The sequence below is a fragment of the Rhizobium sp. X9 genome, from assembly GCF_018873185.1.
Taxonomy (GTDB): Bacteria; Pseudomonadota; Alphaproteobacteria; order Rhizobiales; family Rhizobiaceae; genus Agrobacterium; species Agrobacterium oryzihabitans.
The window spans coordinates 1,549,588-1,567,807 of record NZ_CP071311.1; the positions used below are offsets into that span (position 1 = coordinate 1,549,588).

At 59.8% G+C, this 18,220-nt stretch carries 21 protein-coding genes; 10 read left to right on the forward strand and 11 right to left on the reverse strand.

Translation table 11 applies throughout. The features are described from left to right. Positions 1–106: 106 nt before the first annotated feature. Together JZY08_RS07575 and JZY08_RS07580 are read left to right on the forward strand one after the other, a co-directional pair. Positions 107–385 (forward strand): BrnT family toxin, encoded by a 279-nt coding sequence (locus JZY08_RS07575; RefSeq protein WP_216331457.1) that lies wholly within the window; start codon positions 107–109, stop codon positions 383–385. Further along, positions 375–707 carry a helix-turn-helix domain-containing protein gene (locus tag JZY08_RS07580; protein WP_164056030.1) on the forward strand — a complete coding sequence of 111 codons (333 nt, stop codon included), beginning with the start codon at positions 375–377 and terminating at the stop codon, positions 705–707. Before JZY08_RS07575 ends, JZY08_RS07580 begins: the two co-directional genes overlap by 11 nt. Before the next feature lie 7 nt (positions 708–714). Here JZY08_RS07580 and JZY08_RS07585 read toward each other — a convergent pair whose 3' ends face one another. Further along, on the reverse strand, positions 715–2,040 hold the full coding sequence (locus JZY08_RS07585) for an Nramp family divalent metal transporter (RefSeq protein ID WP_216331458.1): 1,326 nt from the start codon (positions 2,038–2,040) through the stop codon (positions 715–717). 315 nt (positions 2,041–2,355) lie between these two features. Here JZY08_RS07585 and JZY08_RS07590 point away from each other — a divergent pair, with 315 nt between their 5' ends. Together JZY08_RS07590 and JZY08_RS07595 are read left to right on the forward strand one after the other, a co-directional pair. Further along, positions 2,356–2,721, forward strand: coding sequence for a VOC family protein (locus JZY08_RS07590; protein ID WP_216331459.1), 366 nt, complete (start codon positions 2,356–2,358; stop codon positions 2,719–2,721). 142 nt (positions 2,722–2,863) lie between these two features. Then, a complete protein-coding gene (locus JZY08_RS07595; protein ID WP_082184370.1) occupies positions 2,864–3,091 on the forward strand; it encodes a hypothetical protein in 228 nt (75 codons plus the stop codon). 25 nt (positions 3,092–3,116) lie between these two features. Here the strand turns inward: JZY08_RS07595 and JZY08_RS07600 are convergent, their stop codons facing one another. Further along, entirely contained in the window at positions 3,117–4,850 is a 1,734-nt protein-coding gene (locus JZY08_RS07600; RefSeq protein WP_216331460.1) for an ABC transporter ATP-binding protein, read from the reverse strand. 229 nt (positions 4,851–5,079) lie between these two features. On the opposite strand from JZY08_RS07600, the gene JZY08_RS07605 reads away from it, so the two are divergent. Continuing rightward, positions 5,080–6,318 (forward strand): AI-2E family transporter, encoded by a 1,239-nt coding sequence (locus JZY08_RS07605; protein WP_216331461.1) that lies wholly within the window; start codon positions 5,080–5,082, stop codon positions 6,316–6,318. A gap of 201 nt (positions 6,319–6,519) precedes the next feature. On the opposite strand, the gene JZY08_RS07610 is transcribed toward JZY08_RS07605, so the two are convergent. Then, positions 6,520–6,975: a GNAT family N-acetyltransferase gene (locus JZY08_RS07610; RefSeq protein WP_216331462.1), complete on the reverse strand. Its 456-nt coding sequence runs from the start codon at positions 6,973–6,975 to the stop codon at positions 6,520–6,522. 105 nt (positions 6,976–7,080) lie between these two features. Here JZY08_RS07610 and JZY08_RS07615 point away from each other — a divergent pair, with 105 nt between their 5' ends. Further along, a complete protein-coding gene (locus tag JZY08_RS07615; RefSeq protein WP_216331463.1) occupies positions 7,081–7,518 on the forward strand; it encodes a hypothetical protein in 438 nt (145 codons plus the stop codon). A 200-nt stretch (positions 7,519–7,718) separates the two neighbouring features. On the opposite strand, the gene JZY08_RS07620 is transcribed toward JZY08_RS07615, so the two are convergent. The 3 genes from JZY08_RS07620 to JZY08_RS07630 form a co-directional block, all read right to left on the reverse strand. Next, the gene (locus tag JZY08_RS07620) at positions 7,719–8,873 is read right to left on the reverse strand and encodes a DUF2336 domain-containing protein (RefSeq protein WP_216331464.1); all 1,155 of its coding nucleotides are present in this window, start codon (positions 8,871–8,873) and stop codon (positions 7,719–7,721) included. A 111-nt stretch (positions 8,874–8,984) separates the two neighbouring features. Next, the gene (locus JZY08_RS07625) at positions 8,985–9,596 is read right to left on the reverse strand and encodes a flavin reductase family protein (RefSeq protein ID WP_216331465.1); all 612 of its coding nucleotides are present in this window, start codon (positions 9,594–9,596) and stop codon (positions 8,985–8,987) included. Continuing rightward, positions 9,596–10,177: a nitroreductase gene (locus JZY08_RS07630; protein WP_216331466.1), complete on the reverse strand. Its 582-nt coding sequence runs from the start codon at positions 10,175–10,177 to the stop codon at positions 9,596–9,598. Before JZY08_RS07630 ends, JZY08_RS07625 begins: the two co-directional genes overlap by 1 nt. Before the next feature lie 111 nt (positions 10,178–10,288). Between JZY08_RS07630 and JZY08_RS07635 the strand changes: the two genes are divergently transcribed. Beyond that, positions 10,289–11,281, forward strand: coding sequence for a hypothetical protein (locus tag JZY08_RS07635; protein WP_216331467.1), 993 nt, complete (start codon positions 10,289–10,291; stop codon positions 11,279–11,281). A gap of 240 nt (positions 11,282–11,521) precedes the next feature. Here JZY08_RS07635 and thrS read toward each other — a convergent pair whose 3' ends face one another. From thrS to JZY08_RS07655, 4 genes are all read right to left on the reverse strand, one after another. Beyond that, the gene (thrS, locus tag JZY08_RS07640; protein WP_035223022.1) at positions 11,522–13,525 is read right to left on the reverse strand and encodes a threonine--tRNA ligase; all 2,004 of its coding nucleotides are present in this window, start codon (positions 13,523–13,525) and stop codon (positions 11,522–11,524) included. A gap of 126 nt (positions 13,526–13,651) precedes the next feature. Continuing rightward, on the reverse strand, positions 13,652–14,173 hold the full coding sequence (locus JZY08_RS07645; RefSeq protein WP_216331468.1) for a DUF1697 domain-containing protein: 522 nt from the start codon (positions 14,171–14,173) through the stop codon (positions 13,652–13,654). Then, positions 14,170–14,529, reverse strand: coding sequence for a membrane protein insertion efficiency factor YidD (gene yidD, locus JZY08_RS07650; RefSeq protein ID WP_080834697.1), 360 nt, complete (start codon positions 14,527–14,529; stop codon positions 14,170–14,172). Before yidD ends, JZY08_RS07645 begins: the two co-directional genes overlap by 4 nt. 3 nt (positions 14,530–14,532) lie before the next feature. Next, positions 14,533–14,979, reverse strand: coding sequence for an iron-sulfur cluster assembly scaffold protein (locus JZY08_RS07655; protein WP_035223418.1), 447 nt, complete (start codon positions 14,977–14,979; stop codon positions 14,533–14,535). Positions 14,980–15,265: 286 nt separating this feature from the next. Between JZY08_RS07655 and folE the strand changes: the two genes are divergently transcribed. From folE to JZY08_RS07670, 3 genes are all read left to right on the forward strand, one after another. Further along, the gene (folE, locus tag JZY08_RS07660; protein WP_003495569.1) at positions 15,266–15,892 is read left to right on the forward strand and encodes a GTP cyclohydrolase I FolE; all 627 of its coding nucleotides are present in this window, start codon (positions 15,266–15,268) and stop codon (positions 15,890–15,892) included. 26 nt (positions 15,893–15,918) lie between these two features. Continuing rightward, positions 15,919–16,371, forward strand: a complete 453-nt coding sequence (gene hisI, locus JZY08_RS07665) for a phosphoribosyl-AMP cyclohydrolase (RefSeq protein WP_216331469.1) — start codon at positions 15,919–15,921, stop codon at positions 16,369–16,371. Positions 16,372–16,466: 95 nt separating this feature from the next. Next, positions 16,467–17,405, forward strand: coding sequence for a patatin-like phospholipase family protein (locus JZY08_RS07670; protein ID WP_003495567.1), 939 nt, complete (start codon positions 16,467–16,469; stop codon positions 17,403–17,405). Positions 17,406–17,661: 256 nt separating this feature from the next. On the opposite strand, the gene JZY08_RS07675 is transcribed toward JZY08_RS07670, so the two are convergent. Continuing rightward, positions 17,662–18,096 carry a CBS domain-containing protein gene (locus tag JZY08_RS07675; protein ID WP_035223011.1) on the reverse strand — a complete coding sequence of 145 codons (435 nt, stop codon included), beginning with the start codon at positions 18,094–18,096 and terminating at the stop codon, positions 17,662–17,664. Between the last annotated feature and the right edge of the window lie 124 nt (positions 18,097–18,220).

An 18,220-nucleotide genomic window follows, 5' to 3' on the forward strand; every position in this document is an offset into this window, starting at 1 on the left:
TTAGGCACCAAAAAATGATTAGTCTTGAGGGCTCTTTCAGATATGGAAGAGCCCTTATTGTTTTGATGTTTTATTTATTGCAACTACTGGAAACCCGTAGTTTAGAATGTTACATTTCGAATGGAATGCGCAAAAGGCGTCAGCCAATCTCGCCAAACATAGCGTCAGTTTTGAAACCGCCCGCAGGGTTTTTGACGATCCACTTGCCGTGGATATCGAGGATCGTTCAGCGAATTACGGTGAAGTCCGACGGCGTATAGTAGGTTTGGGCAACGGATTGGTTCTGACCGTGATCTATACCGAACGAAGCGAAGTGATCCGCATCATCTCCGCACGAAAGGCGACACGCGCAGAGCGCAAGGAATATGACGACAATGGCTGGTAAAACCGATCAAACCGACTGGGCCCGTCTTCACGCCATGACCGACGAAGAAGCGGAGGCCAATGCGCTGGCCGACCCTGATAATATACCGCTTTCCGCCGAACAGCTCGCCGCAGCTCCCAGAATGCCGCGCATCAAGATCATCCGCAGGGCTCTGAAGCTGACGCAGGAGGAGTTTTCTGCGCGGTATCATATTCCGCTCGGCACACTGCGCGACTGGGAACAGGGCCGAAGCGAGCCGGATCAACCGGCCCGCGCTTATCTAAAGGTCATTGCCGTCGATCCGGAAGGCACAGCGGCCGCGCTCCGTAAAGGCGCGGCCTGACCTCCCCTCATCCCATAAAATCCACCAGCAGCTTCACATTCAACGCCGCAATCACCACCGCGATCAGCCAGGCAAAGGCCGAAAGCCAGAGCGGTGAGCGCAGCTCGCCCATCTTCGTCCGGTCGGCGGTGAACATGACGAGCGGAAAGACCGCGAAGGAGAGTTGCAGGCTAAGCACCACCTGCGTCAGGATCAGCAGTTCGGCCGTGCCGCTATCGCCATAGAAGATGGTCACACCGGCGGCCGGGATGATGGCGATGGCGCGGGTGATGAGGCGGCGCAGCCAGGGGGCGAGTTGCATCTTCAGGAACCCCTCCATCACGATCTGGCCCGCAAGCGTTGCCGTGACGGTGGAGTTGATGCCGCAGCACAGGAGCGCCACGCCGAACAGCGTCGGCGCAATGGCAAGGCCGAGCAGCGGCGCGAGCAGATTATGCGCCTCCCCCAGTTCCGAGACATTCGTCTGCCCGGTTTTATTGAAAGTTGCGGCCGCCAGAATGAGGATCGAGGCGTTGATGAGCAGCGCGAACATCAGGGCGATGGTGGAATCGAGCGTGGCGAATTTGAGCGCCTCACGCTTTTCAGGCAGCGTCTCGCCGATAGCGCGGGTCTGGATGATGCCCGAATGCAGGTAGAGATTATGCGGCATCACCGTCGCACCCAGAATGCCGAGCGCCAGATAAAGCATGTCCGGATTGGTGACGATATCAGTCGTCGGTGCAAAACCGAGGATCACCTGCCCCCAGTCGGGATCGGCGAGCGCCACCTGAATGGCGAAACACACGGCGATGACGCCAAGCAGCGTGATGACCAGCGCCTCCACCCAGCGGAAGCCAAGCCTTTGCAGATAAAGGATGAGAAATACATCAAGCGCGGTGATGAGGACACCAAGCTCAAGCGGAATGCCGAAGATCAGGTTGAGGCCGATCGCCGTGCCGATGACCTCGGCGATATCGGTTGCGATGATGGCGATTTCGGCCAGCAGCCACAGCACCATCGCCACCGGTTTCGGATAGGCATCGCGGCAGGCCTGGGCGAGATCGCGCCCGGAAGCAATCGCCAGACGCGCGCAGAGCGATTGCAGGACAATGGCCATGATGTTCGACACCAGCGCAACGGTCAGCAGCGTGTAGCCGAATCTGGAACCGCCGGCGAGCGAGGTCGCCCAGTTTCCGGGATCCATATAACCAACCGCGACGAGATATCCGGGTCCGAAAAAGGCCATGGCCCGGCGAAACGTGCCGGCATTCGGCTTGACCCTGATCGTGCTGTGAACGTCGGAGAGCGAAAGGTCGTCGCCATTCCGCCGCCATCCAAAGACAGGCTTGTCCATCTTGCGAACTTTCAAATGGAATTTTATTAATGCAATTGCAAATCATTCGCATAAACGGGATTGACTGGCAAGCGGGCTTTTTGACCTCTTTTCGATGCGGGAGATTGTCGGTCATTTTGCCGGCGGTTATCCCGGCACGGGAAGCCCCTGCTCCGGCAGCGCCGCAGGACATCAGTGGCACTAAATGCGCCCGGAGCGGTGGGTTTTTGCCACCGCATGGAGGACAATTTCGTTTGGCGATTGACAGCCGGGATGTCGTTCCGTGTACACAGACGGTCGATACATTTCCGGCAATATTTCAGAAGGAACAGCGAAGTGAACCTGATTGCCCACGTCGAAATTCCGGTCCTTGATCTTGAAAGGGCAATGCGTTTCTACACCGCCGTTTTTGATGTGAGCTTCGAAGAGATCGTCACGATCCATGATAACCGGATGGCCTATTTCCCCTTCGAGGAGGGAAAGGACGGAGCGAGCGGCGCGCTCGCCGAGGGCGAGACCTATGTTCCGACGAAAGACGGGGCGATTATCTATCTTGGCGTCCGGAATATCGATTATGTTCTTGCCAGAGCCGTTCAGCACGGCAGCGAAATCCTGTTTCCGAAAACGCCGGTCAACGAGAATCTCTTCGTCGCCGAAATCTCCGACAGCGAGGGAAATCGCATCGCCATCCAGTCCGCCTGAGGCAGCGTCCGCTGCGAAGTTGCGTGAAGGTGGCGAGGCCGATCCTCACAGCCTTGTCATCGCCCCTGCCCCGTCATTGCGGAACAGCCGCTTGCGTGGCTGCGTTGATCTTTCACGAAGCAACGATAGTCCGGGGAAGTTCATGCGATACGGCAATAAATTCAGCGTGGTGAACCATCCGAGCCGATGGCCGAAATATATCATGGCGCATCGAAGGCCACGCGACTGGCTGATGACGATCAGCGGCATCGTTCTGCTGTTCATCGTCGCTGGCGCCGTCGCCATGGGGTATCTCGTCACCAGCCATCCCGGCAAGCCGGAGCCCAACCCCGGCATCGCCGAGGAACAGGCAGCCGAAAACGGCGTTTAAGCGGCGGCGCAGAATGCGCCGCCCATCAGCTCAGGCCTGCAAGATGCGCGCTGAACTGCGCCTCATGCAGGCGGCTGTAATGGCCCTTGGCGGCCAGAAGCTCGGCATGGGCGCCGGTTTCGGCAATGCCTGTCTGGTCCACCACCACGATGCGCGAGGCATCGCGGATCGTCGCCAGCCGGTGGGCGATGACGAGCGTGGTGCGGCCTTTGGCAAGCTCCGTCAGCGATTGCTGGATGGCCCGTTCGGTCTCGGTATCGAGCGCCGACGTCGCCTCATCGAGAATGAGGATCGGCGGGTTCTTGAGGAACATGCGGGCAATGGCAAGACGCTGTTTCTGGCCGCCCGACAGCTTGACGCCGCGCTCGCCGATAACTGTGTCAAGCCCGAGCGGCATCGCCTCGATGACGCCATCGAGACGCGCGCGCCGTGCCGCATCCATGATTTCCTCGTCCGATGCACCGAGCCGGCCATATTCGATATTCTCGCGAATCGTGCCGCCGAACAGGAAGACATCCTGCTGCACGATGCCGATCTGGTTACGCAGCGACGTAAGCTTCATCCTGCGGATATCGACGCCGTCAATGGTGATAGCGCCGCTGGTGACGTCGTAAAAGCGCGGCAGAAGCGAACAGAGCGTCGTCTTGCCAGCTCCTGAAGGGCCAACGAAGGCCACCGTCTCGCCGGCGCTGATCTTCAGGTCGATATTGGTAAGAACCGTCTTGCCCTCGGCATAACCGAAACCGACATGGCGATATTCAATATCGCCGCGCAGCGGCGGCGCTTCCACCGCATCCGGCGCATCAACGATATCAGGCGCCGTATCCAGCAGCTCGGTGAAGCGGCGGAAACCGGCAATGCCCTTGGGATAGGTCTCGATGACCGAATTGATCTTTTCCACCGGCCGGAAAAATACGCCTACCAGCAGTAGGAAGCCAACAAAGCCGCCTTCGGTCAGGCTGCCCGTCAGCACGAACCAGGCGCCGCAGATCATCACGATCATCTGCGTCAGGCGCATGCTCATATAGCTGAGCGAGGTGCTGGCAGCCATGATCTTGTAGGCGTCTAGCTTGGTGCGGCGGTATTTCTGGTTGTCCTTCTCGAACAGCGCGCGCTCGTGGTCCTCATTGGCGAAGGCCTGCACCACCCGCATGCCGCCGACATTTTCCTCGATACGGGCGTTGAAGTCGCCGACACGACCGTAAAGCGCGCGAAAATTCTGCGTCATGCGGCCACCGTAGCGGCTGGTCACCCAGGCTGTGACGGGTACGACGGCGGCAGTGATGAACGCCAGCTGGACATTGACCGACAGCATCAAAAGGAAAGCACCGATGAAGGTCATGATGGCGATGAACAGATCCTCGGGGCCGTGATGGGCTACCTCGCCGATCTCCTCCAGATCCTTCGTCAGCCGCCCGACAAGATGGCCGGTCTTCTGATTGTCGAAATAACGGAAGGAAAGCTTCTGCAGATGATCGAAGGCCAGACGCCGCATGTCGGTCTCGATATTGATGCCGAGCATATGTCCCCAATAGGTGACGGTCGCCATCAGCCCGGTATTCAGCACGTAAATGACGAGAAGACCCACCGACGCCGCAAGGATGATGGCCCATTCACCGCCCGGCAGAAGCACGTCGACAAAGGCCTTCACCGCCATGGGAAAGCCGAGTTCGAGCACGCCCGACAGAACCGCGCAGGAAAAATCGAGAATGAACAGACCGCGATAGGGACGGTAATAAGAAAAGAAACGGCGGAGCATGGCATGACCTGGAGATCGGACGCGGCAACCTTACGCCGCAAGAAAAACGGAGTTCAATTGTCATATTTCAATGCGCGAGCCAAGACCGATGTTCTATTTTTACCAAAATCGTTCAATAGGCTAGGCAATAAACACACAACGGTAATGTGATCCGATTATATTGCACTTATATGTATCGGTGTGACAGAGTGAATGCACCCTTCGGGGAGAATGCGAGAAAGAGCCTGCCGTGAGTAATATTGACAGCCGTAAGCCCAGTGGCGAACCGAGATGGCTTGGTCCCGCCAGCCCGACGCGGATCGCCCTGATCCCGCCCATCTCGGCTGCGCGCTGGCTGCTCGTTCTCGTCGCCCTTGCCGGTATTTATTTCTTCCACGGCTTTCTCGTCCCCGTTCTCGCCGCCCTCGTCATCGGCTTTGCCAGCTGGCCGGTCTATACACGGCTCTTGCGGCAGGTGGGCGGCAACACCACACTTGGCGCAACCATCGCCATCATCCTCATTCTCGCCTTCCTCGTCGTGCCGATTTTCATCGCCGCCTCCTACACGGCCAGCGAAATTCGCGAATGGTTTGGCTGGGCTGTTCATGTCAACAAGACGGGCGCTCCCGTACCGGACTGGATCGCCGCACTTCCCGGCGTCGGCCCCTGGTTCGGCGAGCAATGGGTGAAATATATCGGCACGCCGGGCGCCATCGGCGAAGTCATCCAGCTCGTCAGCGGCGCCAATATCGGCAATATCTACCGGGCGATCCTTGCCGCCGGCAACGGCGCTTTCCACCTCGTGCTGACGCTGCTGTTCATGCTGATCGCGCTGTTCTTCGTCTATCGCAACGGCGCCGGCTTCACCCGCCAGGTCGACCTTGTGGGCGAACGCATCCTGCCGACACGGTGGGAACGCATCTCCCGCGTCGTGCCCGCCACCATCAGCTCCACCGTTACGGGCATGACGCTGATCGCCATCGGTGAAGGCATCATTCTCGGCATCGCCTACTGGATCGCCGGCGTGCCCTCACCCGTTACGCTCGGTGTTCTCACAGGCGTCATGGCCCTCATTCCGGGCGGCGCGCCGCTCTCCTTTACGCTGGTGTCGATCTATCTCGTTGCCAGCGGCTCCCCCGCTTACGGGCTGGCGCTGTTCGTCTGGGGCTCGGTCGAGCTTTTCATCGTCGACAAGACCATCCGCCCGAAACTCGTCGGCGGCCCGATCAAGCTGCCCTTCCTGCCGACCTTTTTCGGCCTCGTCGGCGGCGTCAAGACCATGGGCTTCCTCGGCCTCTTCATCGGCCCGGTGCTGATGGCGCTTCTGGTCGCAATCTGGCGCGAATGGGTGCGCGAAGTGGAACTCTCCGGCACCGCAAGCGCCGAGCTTCCGCCCTCACCGCCCACGCAGGACGATCCCGTTGATGAGGTCGCCACGCTTGAAGACGATAGCGAGGAAACGACGGCATTTCGGAAAGCCGCTTTCTGATTGCTGATGCCTGCAGTGAAGGGCTTGCTCTAACGCGGCTCAGCTGGGGAAAAATCCCTGAACCCCGCCTCCGTCATGCTCGGGCCTGTCCCGAGCATCTGCGACCGATTGATTTCACGCTACCTGGTTGGATCCTCGGCACAAGACCGAGGATGACGTCGAGTGTGCAGCACGGCTTGCCGGCAAACGCCCGCAGCAGGCTTAAAGCGCCTTTTCCATGAACAGGCTTAGCGGATCAGGCTTGTAGGGTGCGAAGGCTTCGATCTCCACAAACCCCGCCTTGCGGTAAAGGCCGATCGCTTCCGGCTGGCTGATGCCGGTTTCGAGCCGGATGGCGGCAAGGCCAAGCTCCAAGCCACGCGCAACAAGCGTATCCATGATCAGCTTGCCGATCCGCAGTCCCCTTGCTTCGGGGTCAACGAACATGCGCTTGATCTCCGCCGTGCCATCGCCCGCCTCCACCAGCGCGCCGCAGCCGACGACGCGGCCGTCATGCCGCACGACAAAGAAGGAGACATTGTCCTTTTCCAGCTGACCGATATCGACCAGATGATTGCTTTCGGCGGGATAAAGCGATGCCATATAGGCATTGGACAAATCGATGAGACGCAGAACCGCCTCCTGCCGGGGGGATTCAAGCTTGATTTCGGGAGTCATTGCGATGCCTGCCTTCTCTATAAAATGCGTATTTCGTCGTAATGTCACTGCAATCCGGATAGATGAGTTTCTAGAGCATTACTCCCGACAGAGGCAACACACACCATGAAAACAGCCCTCGTTCTCATGACCTTTCTAGGCTGCGACGACAGCGCCACCGATTGCCATTACATCGCCACATCGCAGCAGCGTTGGACGAGCATCGAACTCTGCGACGCGGTTTCCGAGAAGGAACTGGAACGCTACGCCAATGCGTCCTATCCGGTCGTGGTGGCCGTGTGCCAGACGCCGGGCGAGCAGACGCCCCAGACGGCGGGCAACACCCCTGGCACCCAGCCTCCGGCCGCCGCAGCACAGGCGCAGACCCAGCCGCCGGCCAGCGAACAGGTGACGCAGAAGGAAGAAGAGAGCCTGACCCGACAGGCGATCAGCCGCGTCAGCCGTATCCTGCCCTCCACAGAAGGTATAAAGCACCTTCTCGGCACGCCGGTACGGATTGTTGAAAACAGCTATTCGTGGATTGCCAAGCGGTTCGAGAAATAAGGAAAATGACCTCCCCTCATTCCTGTGCCTGCCACAGGAATCGAGCCAGCCCAAGTCCTTGGGCTGAAAAGACACCTCTCGCCGCGTAGACACGCGTCGGGCTGGGTTCCTGTGACAGGCACAGGCATGAGGGGCGCCAAACCAATCCCGAAACATCGCAACGTCCAGTGCAGGTGGCGATCGCCGAAATTCCCCAGCCCTCAGGCCGCTTCCACGGTCAGCGCTTCCGCATAGTGCCGCGCCTTCTGTCGTTCTTCGGCAATGGCAAGCTTGCGCACGGCGTGCAGCAGCTCAAAAAGCGTTTCGGAACCATCGACATGGCGGAAATGCGCAAGCAGTTCGGCCGAGACGGAGGCTGCTGCCTCTGAAAGATGCGAACGTGCGGCGCGGCGCCACATCAGCGTCGCTTCCGTGAAGACATCGATGGCATCACCAAGAAGGCCAACGGATTTGAACAGCGCCTTCAGCGCATGCGGCCGTCCCGTCGCCAGAATGGCGCGCACTTTGCGGTCGTCGAGGCCCGAGAGATTGACCATCGCCGCCGTGAAGAATTCCAGCCTGCCTGAACAGACGGCATGAATGAGAAGCGCCGGCGTCAGTTCCAGCCGCTGCCGCAGATGCTCCACCAGTGCCGGCAATTCGGGCGAAGGAACGTTGCCGGCAATAAGGATGGTGGCGGAATCCTCCGCCTCGCGAAAGATGCTGTCGGCGCGGTTTTGCGCGATCAGGGCATGCACCAGCGCCGAACCCGCCAGAGCCTCGCTGACGCGTCCCATTAACAGGTGGCGTGCATCGGCCGGCAACGCCTCGCGGCAAAGCAGGAGAGCGCGGATGTCGGCATCGCAGCCATGCCGCTCGGCAATGCGCCGCAAGGAAAATGGCGTGATGAAAGCATCGTCATTCTCGAGAAGCACAAGCGTTTCAGAGAGGTCGCCGACTTCGGCGAGCGCCGCGCAGACCCCGCGCGGCAGGCCCGGCCTTGCGGCGATGAGGGCACGGGTGAGGCTTTCGCCGCGCCCGGCAAGATCGACCAGATCGGCCTCGGTGAGTACGGGCGAGCGGGCAATCACGGTGCAGGCGATTTCCGGCTGGTCTTCGGCAAGCGAAACGAGAATGGCGCGCGGCGCCTCTGGAGCATCCGCCAGCGCCTCGGCAAGCGCCAGCCTGACACGCGGCGACGGATCGTCGAGAAGATAGGTCATCGCCATATAGGCGGCATCGCGGTTTTCCCGCACCATGTCGGACTGCAGATAGGCGCGGCCGAGAGCATTGGCGGCTTTCGCCCGCTCGGTCGATCCAGCCTTTTCAGACCAGCGAAGAAATGCCTGTACGATCACCTGAGCCTCGAAACACATTCACACAATGGATGACGGCATCATCGCCGCCACCATGTATAAAACTCTAGGCGCAAATGGTTTACGTTTGGTTCACCATAAAATTTAACCGTTGCCGGCGAAGAACTATATTTAAGGCGCAGTAGAAGGGCGCTGCAGCTGGAATACATCGCTGCCACCGTCGCAATAATCCATATAGCCCATGCGCGCCACGGGGCGCGCGAGCCCCATATCGATGCGCCCGTCGCGAATGATCGCATCGTCGATATGGATCGCCATGACCTGTCCGATCACCATCCAGGAATCCGCCGGCTTGCCGTCGATGTCCGTGAGCTGCTGTATCTGGGTCACCCGGCATTCCAGAACGGCCAGCGCCTCCCCAACGAAAGGCGCATCAACGACCCGGCCTTCAACAGCCGTCAGACCCGCAAGGGCAAACTCGTCAACATCATAGGCAACCGGTGCGGAAGAGGCATTCATCCGATCGATCAAGTGGCGGCTGACGAGGTTGGCGGTAAAGACGCCGGTCTCCTCCACATTGCGCAGGCTGTCCTTCCTGCCGCTGGAAGAGAACATGACGAGCTTCGGCCTATCCGAAATCGCGTTGAAGAAGGAATAGGGCGAGAGGTTGAGAGAGCCGTCCCTGCCCTTCGAACCGATCCAGCCGATCGGTCGCGGCGCGACGATGGCCTTGAATGGATCGTGCGGGAGACCGTGCTGGTTGGTGTCGGTGGTGTAGAACATCAGACGTCCCCAACCCAGGTGACCACATCCGCGAGCTCCGGCCTTGGCCGCTCCACCAGCGGGAATGTCGTCGAGCCGATGTGGATATAGCCCGCCACCTTCTCGTCTGCGGCAACGCCCAGCTCGGACAGGAATGCCGCGTCGAAAGCAAGCCACTCCGTCAGCCAGTTCGCCGCATAACCATTGGCATTGGCCGAAAAGATGAGATTGAGGCAAACAGCGCCGGCGGACATGACCTGTTCCCATTCCGGAATTTTAAAATGCGGCTTGGCGGTGCTGATGACGGCGATGACGACAGGCGCGCGGGTGAAGCGGGTGCGCTCCACATCCTGCTGCTGGAGATCCAGCTCCGGGTTCTTCTCCAGTGCGATCCGGAGCGCGGCCTCGCCAAGACGTACGCGATCTTCACCGCGGTAAACGACGAAACGCCAGGGCGCGAGCTTGCCGTGATCGGGCACGCGTACGGCAAGACGCAGGATTTCCTCGATTTCCGCTTTCGCCGGCCCCGGCTCGGCAAGCTGCAAAGCGGGCGTGGAGCGGCGAATCTTGAGATAGTCGAGGAGCTTGATATCGCTTGTCATGATCAAAAATCTTCCATTCTGCTGTCATCGCGAAATTATGGGCCTTGAAATAGCCACGGCATTGGTTTTGAAGTGGTCCGGGAAATTCTAGAAGTCAATCGGTATCCAAAAATGTCGGCAATCAAATTCGTGGCCAAATTCGCGACACGTCTGGCCATTGCGTTGGCCGCGGTCGGCGTTTTATCACAATCGGCTTTTTCGCAGGACGCTTTCAAGGACTTCAAGCAGCTTGGCGGCACACCGAAAATGCCGAAACTCAATGCTTTTACCGCCCCGACTGCGCCCAATGCCCCGACAAGCACCGCCCGCGATATCGCCATGGAAGCCAAGCTGACGAGCGAAGGCGAAGCGGTGAAGGAAGGCCTCTCCTGGCGCGTTTTCAGCCCCATTCCCGGCGCTGACGGCAAATTGCCGATGCTGGCAAGCTCCGAGGGCGGCTCGGCTGAATTTCATCTGATACCCGGCGAATATTTCGTCAACGTCGCCTTCGGCCGCGCCGGGGTCACAAAGAAGCTCAATGTGCCAAGTTCGGGCAACGTTCAAAAGCAGGTGCTTATTCTCGATGCCGGCGGCTTTGTGCTGAACGCGGTCGCAGGGTCCGACAAGCAGATCGCCGGCACCCAGCTGAAATTTTCCGTCTATTCGTCGGATGCCCGGCCGGATGGCGAGCGCGGCCTCGTCATGGCCGATATCAAGCCCAACACCATCGTCCGCGTCAATGCCGGCACCTATCACGTGGTTTCCGAATATGGCAACGTCAATGCGGTGGTGCGCGCCGATATCCAGGTGGAAGCCGGCAAGCTGACGGAAGCAACGCTCCAGCATCAGGCCGCCCAGATCACCCTCAAGCTCGTCTCCGAAGAAGGCGGCGAGGCCATTGCCGATACGGCCTGGTCGGTGCTGAACGGCGGCGGCGACGTGGTCAACGAAAGCGTCAGCGCCTTTTCGACCATGGTGCTGGCGGAAGGCGAATATACCGCCATCGCCCGCAACAAGGACAAGGTCTTCCAGCGCAACTTCAAGGTTACGTCGGGACGGGATTCGGATGTGGAAGTGCTGATGAAGGATCAGGCGCCGGAAGATATGACCGGGGATTTCGAGTAGGTTCGATTGAACTAATCGCGAGGCCAGCGGTATGCCCCAAAAACCTCTCCTCCGTCATGCCGGACTTGATCCGGCATCCAGCCACGGCGCGTCTGCGCCGTGAGAAACGAGTCTTTCGCGATCAAGGACTTGATCGCACTGGACCCCGGATCTAGTCCGGGGTGACGGAGTGCGGATGCCCCGCCTTCTGCCAGCACATCCCCACAAACAAAACGGCCCCCGAAGGGGCCGTAAGTATTATCAGGCAACCTGCTTCTTCGCCGCAAGCTTGCGCTTCACATCCGGCGGCGTCGCTTCGTCCACAAGGCTCGTAATCGCATCTTCCAGCGACATCGGCGTCTGGTTCTGCGAACCGAGACGGCGGATGTTGACGGTGCGCTCTTCCGCTTCCTTGCGGCCGCAGACGATGATGACCGGAACCTTGGTCACCGAATGCTCGCGGATCTTGTAGTTGATCTTCTCGTTGCGGAAATCGGTCTCGACCGCCATGCCGGCCTCGCGCAGCGCTTCGGCAACCTCACGGCCGTAATCATCGGCATCAGAGGTAATCGTCGCGACCACGACCTGAAGCGGCGCAAACCACAGCGGCATATGGCCGGCGAAGTTCTCGATGAGAATGCCGAGGAAGCGCTCCATGGAACCGCAGATGGCGCGATGGATCATCACCGGCTGCGTCTTTTCGGAGTTCTGGTCGATATAGAAGGCGCCGAAACGTTCCGGCAGGTTGAAGTCCACCTGCGTCGTGCCGCATTGCCATTCACGGCCGATGGCGTCCTTCAGCGTATATTCGAACTTCGGCCCGTAGAACGCGCCCTCGCCCGGCAGGATGCCGGTCTTGATGCGACCTTCGGACTGCTCCTCGATGGTCTTCAGAACATCCATCATCACGCTTTCGGCACGGTCCCAGAGATCGTCGGAACCGACGCGCTTTTCAGGACGCGTGGAGAGCTTGACGACGACTTCGCTGAAACCGAAATCCTCATAGACGGAGAGGATGAGGTCGTTGATGCGCAGGCATTCCGCCGCCATCTGCTCTTCGGTGCAGAAGACATGCGCATCGTCCTGCGTGAAGCCGCGAACGCGCATCAGGCCATGCAGAGCCCCGGAAGCCTCATAACGATGCACGGTGCCGAATTCCGCAAGACGGACGGGCATTTCGCGGTAAGACTTCAAGCCATGCTTGAAGATCTGTACGTGACCCGGGCAGTTCATCGGCTTCAGTGCGAAGACGCGCTGATCGGCTTCCTCGTCATCGGGATGGGTGAAGGCATGGGCGGATTTCACCGCGAACATGTTTTCCTGATACCAGCCCCAGTGACCGGAGGTTTCCCACAGCGACTTGTCCAGCACCTGCGGTGCATTGACTTCCTGATAGGTATTGGCAAGCCGGCGGCGCATATAGGCCGTCAGCGTCTGGAACATCCGCCAGCCCTTGCCGTGCCAGAACACGACGCCCGGGCCTTCTTCCTGGAAATGGAACAGGTCCATTTCGCGGCCGAGGCGGCGGTGATCGCGCTTTTCGGCTTCCGCCAGCACATGCAGATAATTGTCCAGCTCTTCCTGCGTCGCCCAGGCCGTGCCGTAGATGCGTGACAGCATCGCATTGTTGCTGTCACCGCGCCAATAGGCGCCGGCCACCTTCATCAGCTTGAAGGCCGTGCCGATCTGCCCCGTGGAGGCCATATGCGGGCCACGGCAGAGATCGAACCAGTCGCCCTGGTAATAGATCTTCAGGTCCTGACCTGCCGGAATGGCGTCGACCAGCTCGACCTTGTAGTTCTCGCCCTTGGCGGCGAACACTTCCTTGGCCTTCTCGCGCGACCAGACCTCGCGGGTAAACGGCTTGTTGCGCAGAATGATTTCCTTCATGCGCTTTTCGATCTTCGGCAGATCTTCCGGCGTGAAAGGTTCGTTCTTGGCGAAGTCGTAATAAAAGCCGTTCTCGATCACAGGGCCGATCGTCACCTGCGTGCCGGGCCACAGTTCCTGCACGGCTTCAGCCATGACGTGGGCGGCATCGTGGCGGATGAGCTCCAGCGCACGCCCGTCTTCACGCGTGACGATCTCGATTTTGCCATCGGTGATGGTCTCGGACAAATCGCGCACGGTGCCGTCAAGCGCAATGGCGACAGCCTTCTTGGCAAGCGATTTGGAAATGGATTCGGCGACCTCGCGGCCGGTCGTACCGGCGGGGTAACTGCGCACGGATCCATCGGGAAATGTAAGGGAAACAGCTTCAGACATTGTCTAACTCTCCTGTCCAGTCCCGCCAACGAATGCGGGTGGTGTTGGAATAATAATCGCCCGACTAGTAATGGGCAGGCAGGCTGATAAAGAATTTTGCCGTTCCAGTCAAAGGTGAACGGCATTTCACCGGAGCATTTCAGCGAGTCCGTTGACGGTATTGGCGTTGCGGGTCGTCCCTACCCCAAGCCTCCTGGTGGTCAATACCGATAGAAGCCGGCTTTCGCTTGGCTTGCCGCCAAAATCGATCCAGAGGTCGCCGCCGACAAGGGTGATCTTTTCATCCCGGCGATATTTCTCCAGAAACCCAAGGATGTCGCTGCCGAGTGGTTCGCGCATCACCCGCACGCAGACGTCCGGTGGATGACCGTCAGTAAACGGGTTCTCGGCGGTCAGTCTCAGCCAGTCAGGGGCTGAACGAACGAGAATATCCACGTGTTTGCCGAACCGTTTCTCGAAGGCGCGTTCAAGCCTGTCCTCGATATCGCGAACAGGGGCAGCCTGCGCGTGAAAGACAAGATTTCCAGTCGCGACCAGCGTTCTGCAGTCACCTAAACCGAGCTCCTGCGCCATTTCACGCAGATCGGCCATGAGGAGCCGCCTGCCCGCACCAAGCACGATACTGTGCAGCAGAGCCACATAGGTCATCGGCGCAGCTTCCAGTAACGCCAGGGCGCCCACCAGCGCCTGTTGCCGCCGAGCGTTTCCGGCACCGGGTCAAGCCCGCTGGTGCCGCCCGGCCCGCAGCGCGCGACGCGAAACAGCGTCATCCATCCCCCCGCCCAAAGCCCGTGACGGGCAATGGCCTCATAACCATATTCGGAACAGGTGGGGATGTGGCGGCAGGAGTTTCCGATGAAGCCGGAAAGCGTAAGCTGATAAAGCCGGATGAAACCGACACCCAGAAGCCGCCCCGGCGTTTTGGCAAAGGCGCCGCCCCAGTTGCGGGATCGCCCGGCCTTCACCGCCGTCTCATTATGCCGGCAGCCCGGTTCGCCGCACATCGCCTAACCCGCAGCGTTCAGAACCGGCCGGCTCTCGATCTGGTCGAGCGCATCGATCACCGCTTCGAAAGTCAGCATGGTCGAGGCGTGGCGGGCCTTGAAGTCCCGGACAGGTGAAAGCACGCGCATATCCGCAAAACGCCCCGTCGGCCCCTCGCCGTCCTGTTTCAGCATGGCAAGCATGTCTTCGCGCGCCTGCCGAAGCTCTGCACTGGAAGCACCGACGATATGATGCGCCATGATGGAGGCGGAGGCCTGCCCCAGTGCACAGGCGCGAACTTCGTGCGAAAACGCAGTGACGATGCCGCCTTCGAGCTTCAGATAGACCTTGAGTTTCGAGCCGCACAGCCGCGAGTGTTTCTCGGCGCTGGCATCGGCATCCTCGAGAACACCGATCAGCGGAATATTCCCGGCAAATTCCAGAATGCGATTATTGTAGATATCGTCCATCGTCAGGTGTCCGGCGCGCTCAAGAATGCCCAAAAACAGGACAGGTCAAATTTTTCAAACACAGCGTTTCTCGCGGTGAAGCTTTCCTGCCCTTCATTCTCATTATATGCTAACGAGCTTTCTGGACATCAAGCTGCGATGAAATTAACGGCTCTGATACCGAAATATTAGCATCGGTCTTGCCAAAATGCTGTAAAACAACCAGATAGCAGCAACAGCGGACAGAAGTCCGCTTTTAAAAAAACGAAGTTCAGGTGCGGCCTTGACCCGCATCGGGAGAGACGGAATGGATGCGATCGTGAAGAATTTCCCCGGCGCTGGCGCAAAACCCGATGTGGCCGAGGCTCGCCCAAGCCAGGCGGAAGCGGAAGAAGCAGTACGCGTTCTTCTGCGCTGGGCAGGAGAAAACCCCGCCCGCGAAGGTCTCCTGGATACGCCCAAGCGCGTCGCCAAGGCCTACCGCGAACTCTTCGCCGGTTATGAGCTGAACGTTCAGGACGTGCTCGGCACGACCTTCGAGGAAGTCGGCGGTTATGACGATGTGGTGCTGGTGCGCGACATCCCCTTCTTCTCCCATTGCGAACACCATATGGTGCCGATCGTCGGCAAGGCGCATGTTGCCTATCTTCCGGCCGGACGCGTTCTTGGCCTGTCGAAGATCGCCCGCGTCGTCGAAATCTTCGGCCGCCGCCTGCAGACGCAGGAAAACATGACCGCGCAGATTGCGAGATCCATCGAGGAAACGCTGAAACCGCGCGGCGTGGCCGTCATGATCGACGCCGAACATATGTGCATGTCCATGCGCGGCGTAAACAAGCAGGGGTCCACGACCCTCACCACCAGCTTCACCGGCACGTTCAAGAACGATCCGGCCGAGCAGGTACGCTTCATGACCATGGTGCGGAACCGTTAAGGTTCCGCTTTTCCTCCGGGGTAGCAATGTCCATATCGTTTCCGTCCGCGCCCGCGGACAAGGAAGTGCTAGAAAACGCAGGCCTTTTTTCACCGCGATTCGATGCCCACGGCCTCGTCACCGCCGTGGTCACCGATGCCCGTGACGGCGAATTGCTGATGGTCGCCCACATGAATGCGGAAGCCCTGTCGCTGACGCTCCAAACCGGCATCGCCCACTATTACAGCCGCTCGCGCGACAAGATCTGGAAGAAGGGTGAGACCTCAGGCAACCTGCAGACGGTGAAGGAATTCCGCACCGATTGCGATCAGGATGCCGTGTGGCTGAAAGTGTCCGTCGCCGGCCACGATGCGACCTGCCATACCGGCCGCCGCTCGTGCTTCTACCGCACGGTGGAACTTGCCGATGGCAATGCCGTGACAAAAATCACCGACGATACCCGCCATTTCGATCCATCCGCCATCTATTCGGACAAGTGAACCTCGATCTTCCATCGGCCGCACCAATTTGCTACCAATATAGCGGGTTCCGGGAGATAAAGGGCGGGACCTGAAAACTGGCAGGGAGTGCGGTCATGTTGGGATGGGGAAATCGTCACAATCCTCTTGCGGTTGGAAATCCCGAAAACATCGGCAACGAGCCGCCCGTCACCGAGATTGTCGACACACGCCGCATCGCGCTGGCGCTCGGCGGCGGTGCAGCGCGTGGATGGGCCCATATCGGCGTTTTGCGGGCGCTGGACGAGGCCGGAGTGAAGATCGGCATGATTGCCGGCACTTCGATCGGCGCGCTCGTGGGCGGCTGTTATCTGGCCGGCAAGCTCGATGAGCTGGAGGAATTCGCCCGCTCGCTGACGATGCGCCGCATTGCCGGCCTGCTCGATCTGACGATCGGCGGCGGCGGCCTCTTCGGCGGCATGCGGCTGACCAAGCGCATGCAGGAACATCTGGAAGGCCTGCGCGTCGAAAATCTCGATCATCCCTTCATCGCTGTCGCCACGGAACTGCGCACCGGCCATGAAGTCTGGATTCATCAGGGCGATCTCGTCACGGCGCTACGCTCATCCTATGCGCTGCCGGGGATTTTCGAGCCGGTGCAATGCAATGGCCGCACCCTGATCGATGGCGCTCTGGTCAACCCCGTGCCGGTTTCGGTCTGCCGGGCCTATGAGCAGGCGCTCGTCGTTGCCGTCAACCTCAATTATGATCTGTTCGGCCGCTCCGCCGTGGTCAAGCACTCGGCTTCGTCACCCGGCGGCGGCGCACCGCCTGCGGACCACCCGCCGCGCCCCGGCCTGCCGGGCGTTATGGTGCAGGCCTTCAACATCATTCAGGACCGGATTTCGCGCTCGCGCCTGGCGGGCGATCCGCCCGACCTCATGCTGCATCCCCGCATAAACGATATCGGCCTGTCGGAATTCCATCGCGCCAGCGAGGCCATCGACAGAGGATATGAGGAAACGCGCTCCCGCATACCCGAACTCACCCGCATGCAGCAGGCGTTCCGACGCTGAAGCGTGGCGCACAGGGGTCTATGTCAGCGCTGAGAATTTCGAGCTTGGGGTAGCACACTTCGTCCCCACACCCTCATTCCTGTGCTTGTCACAGGAATCCAGCCAGCCCAAGTCCTTGGGCTGAGAGGTCTCTTTCCGCCGCGCAGACGCGCATCGACTGGATTCCTGTGACAAGCACAGGAATGAGGGAGTCGGGGCACTCAGTCAAACCTTGGGGAATGCCCCGTTGCAAACCATCGTCTGCCGTCGCACAATCTCAGCCGGCGATATAGGCCTTGATATGTTCGGCCTCCAACTCGATCTCGCCGATCCGCGCCTTCACCACGTCACCGATGGAGATGATGCCGGCAAGACGGCCGTTTTCCTCGACCGGGATATGGCGGAAACGTCCGCCCGTCATGATCTCCATCAACTCGTCGGTGGTGGAATTGTGATGACAGCGGATGACATTTCTGGTCATGGCCGCCGAGACCAGTTGCTGGAGGGAAGCGGCGCCCTGGCCTGCCACGGCTTTCACCAGATCGCGTTCCGTGAAAATGCCGAGAACGACACCGTCGGCATCGGTCACCACGAGAGCGCCGATCTTGTGCGCATGCAGCGTTCCCGCCGCCTCGCCAATGGTTACGCCCGGACCGACAGTCACGACATCCCGGCCCTTGCGGTCGAGAAGATCTTTTACGAATGTTGCCATGCCTTCCTCCTCTTTTCAGCAATTCGCATCACGCCGCGGTCTCCCCCGACGGTTGCAAATCATGGAGCATGGTGCGCTGAGGCCCGCGTGAATGCAATCCCGGATGGGACGCGCGCAAGCAAAT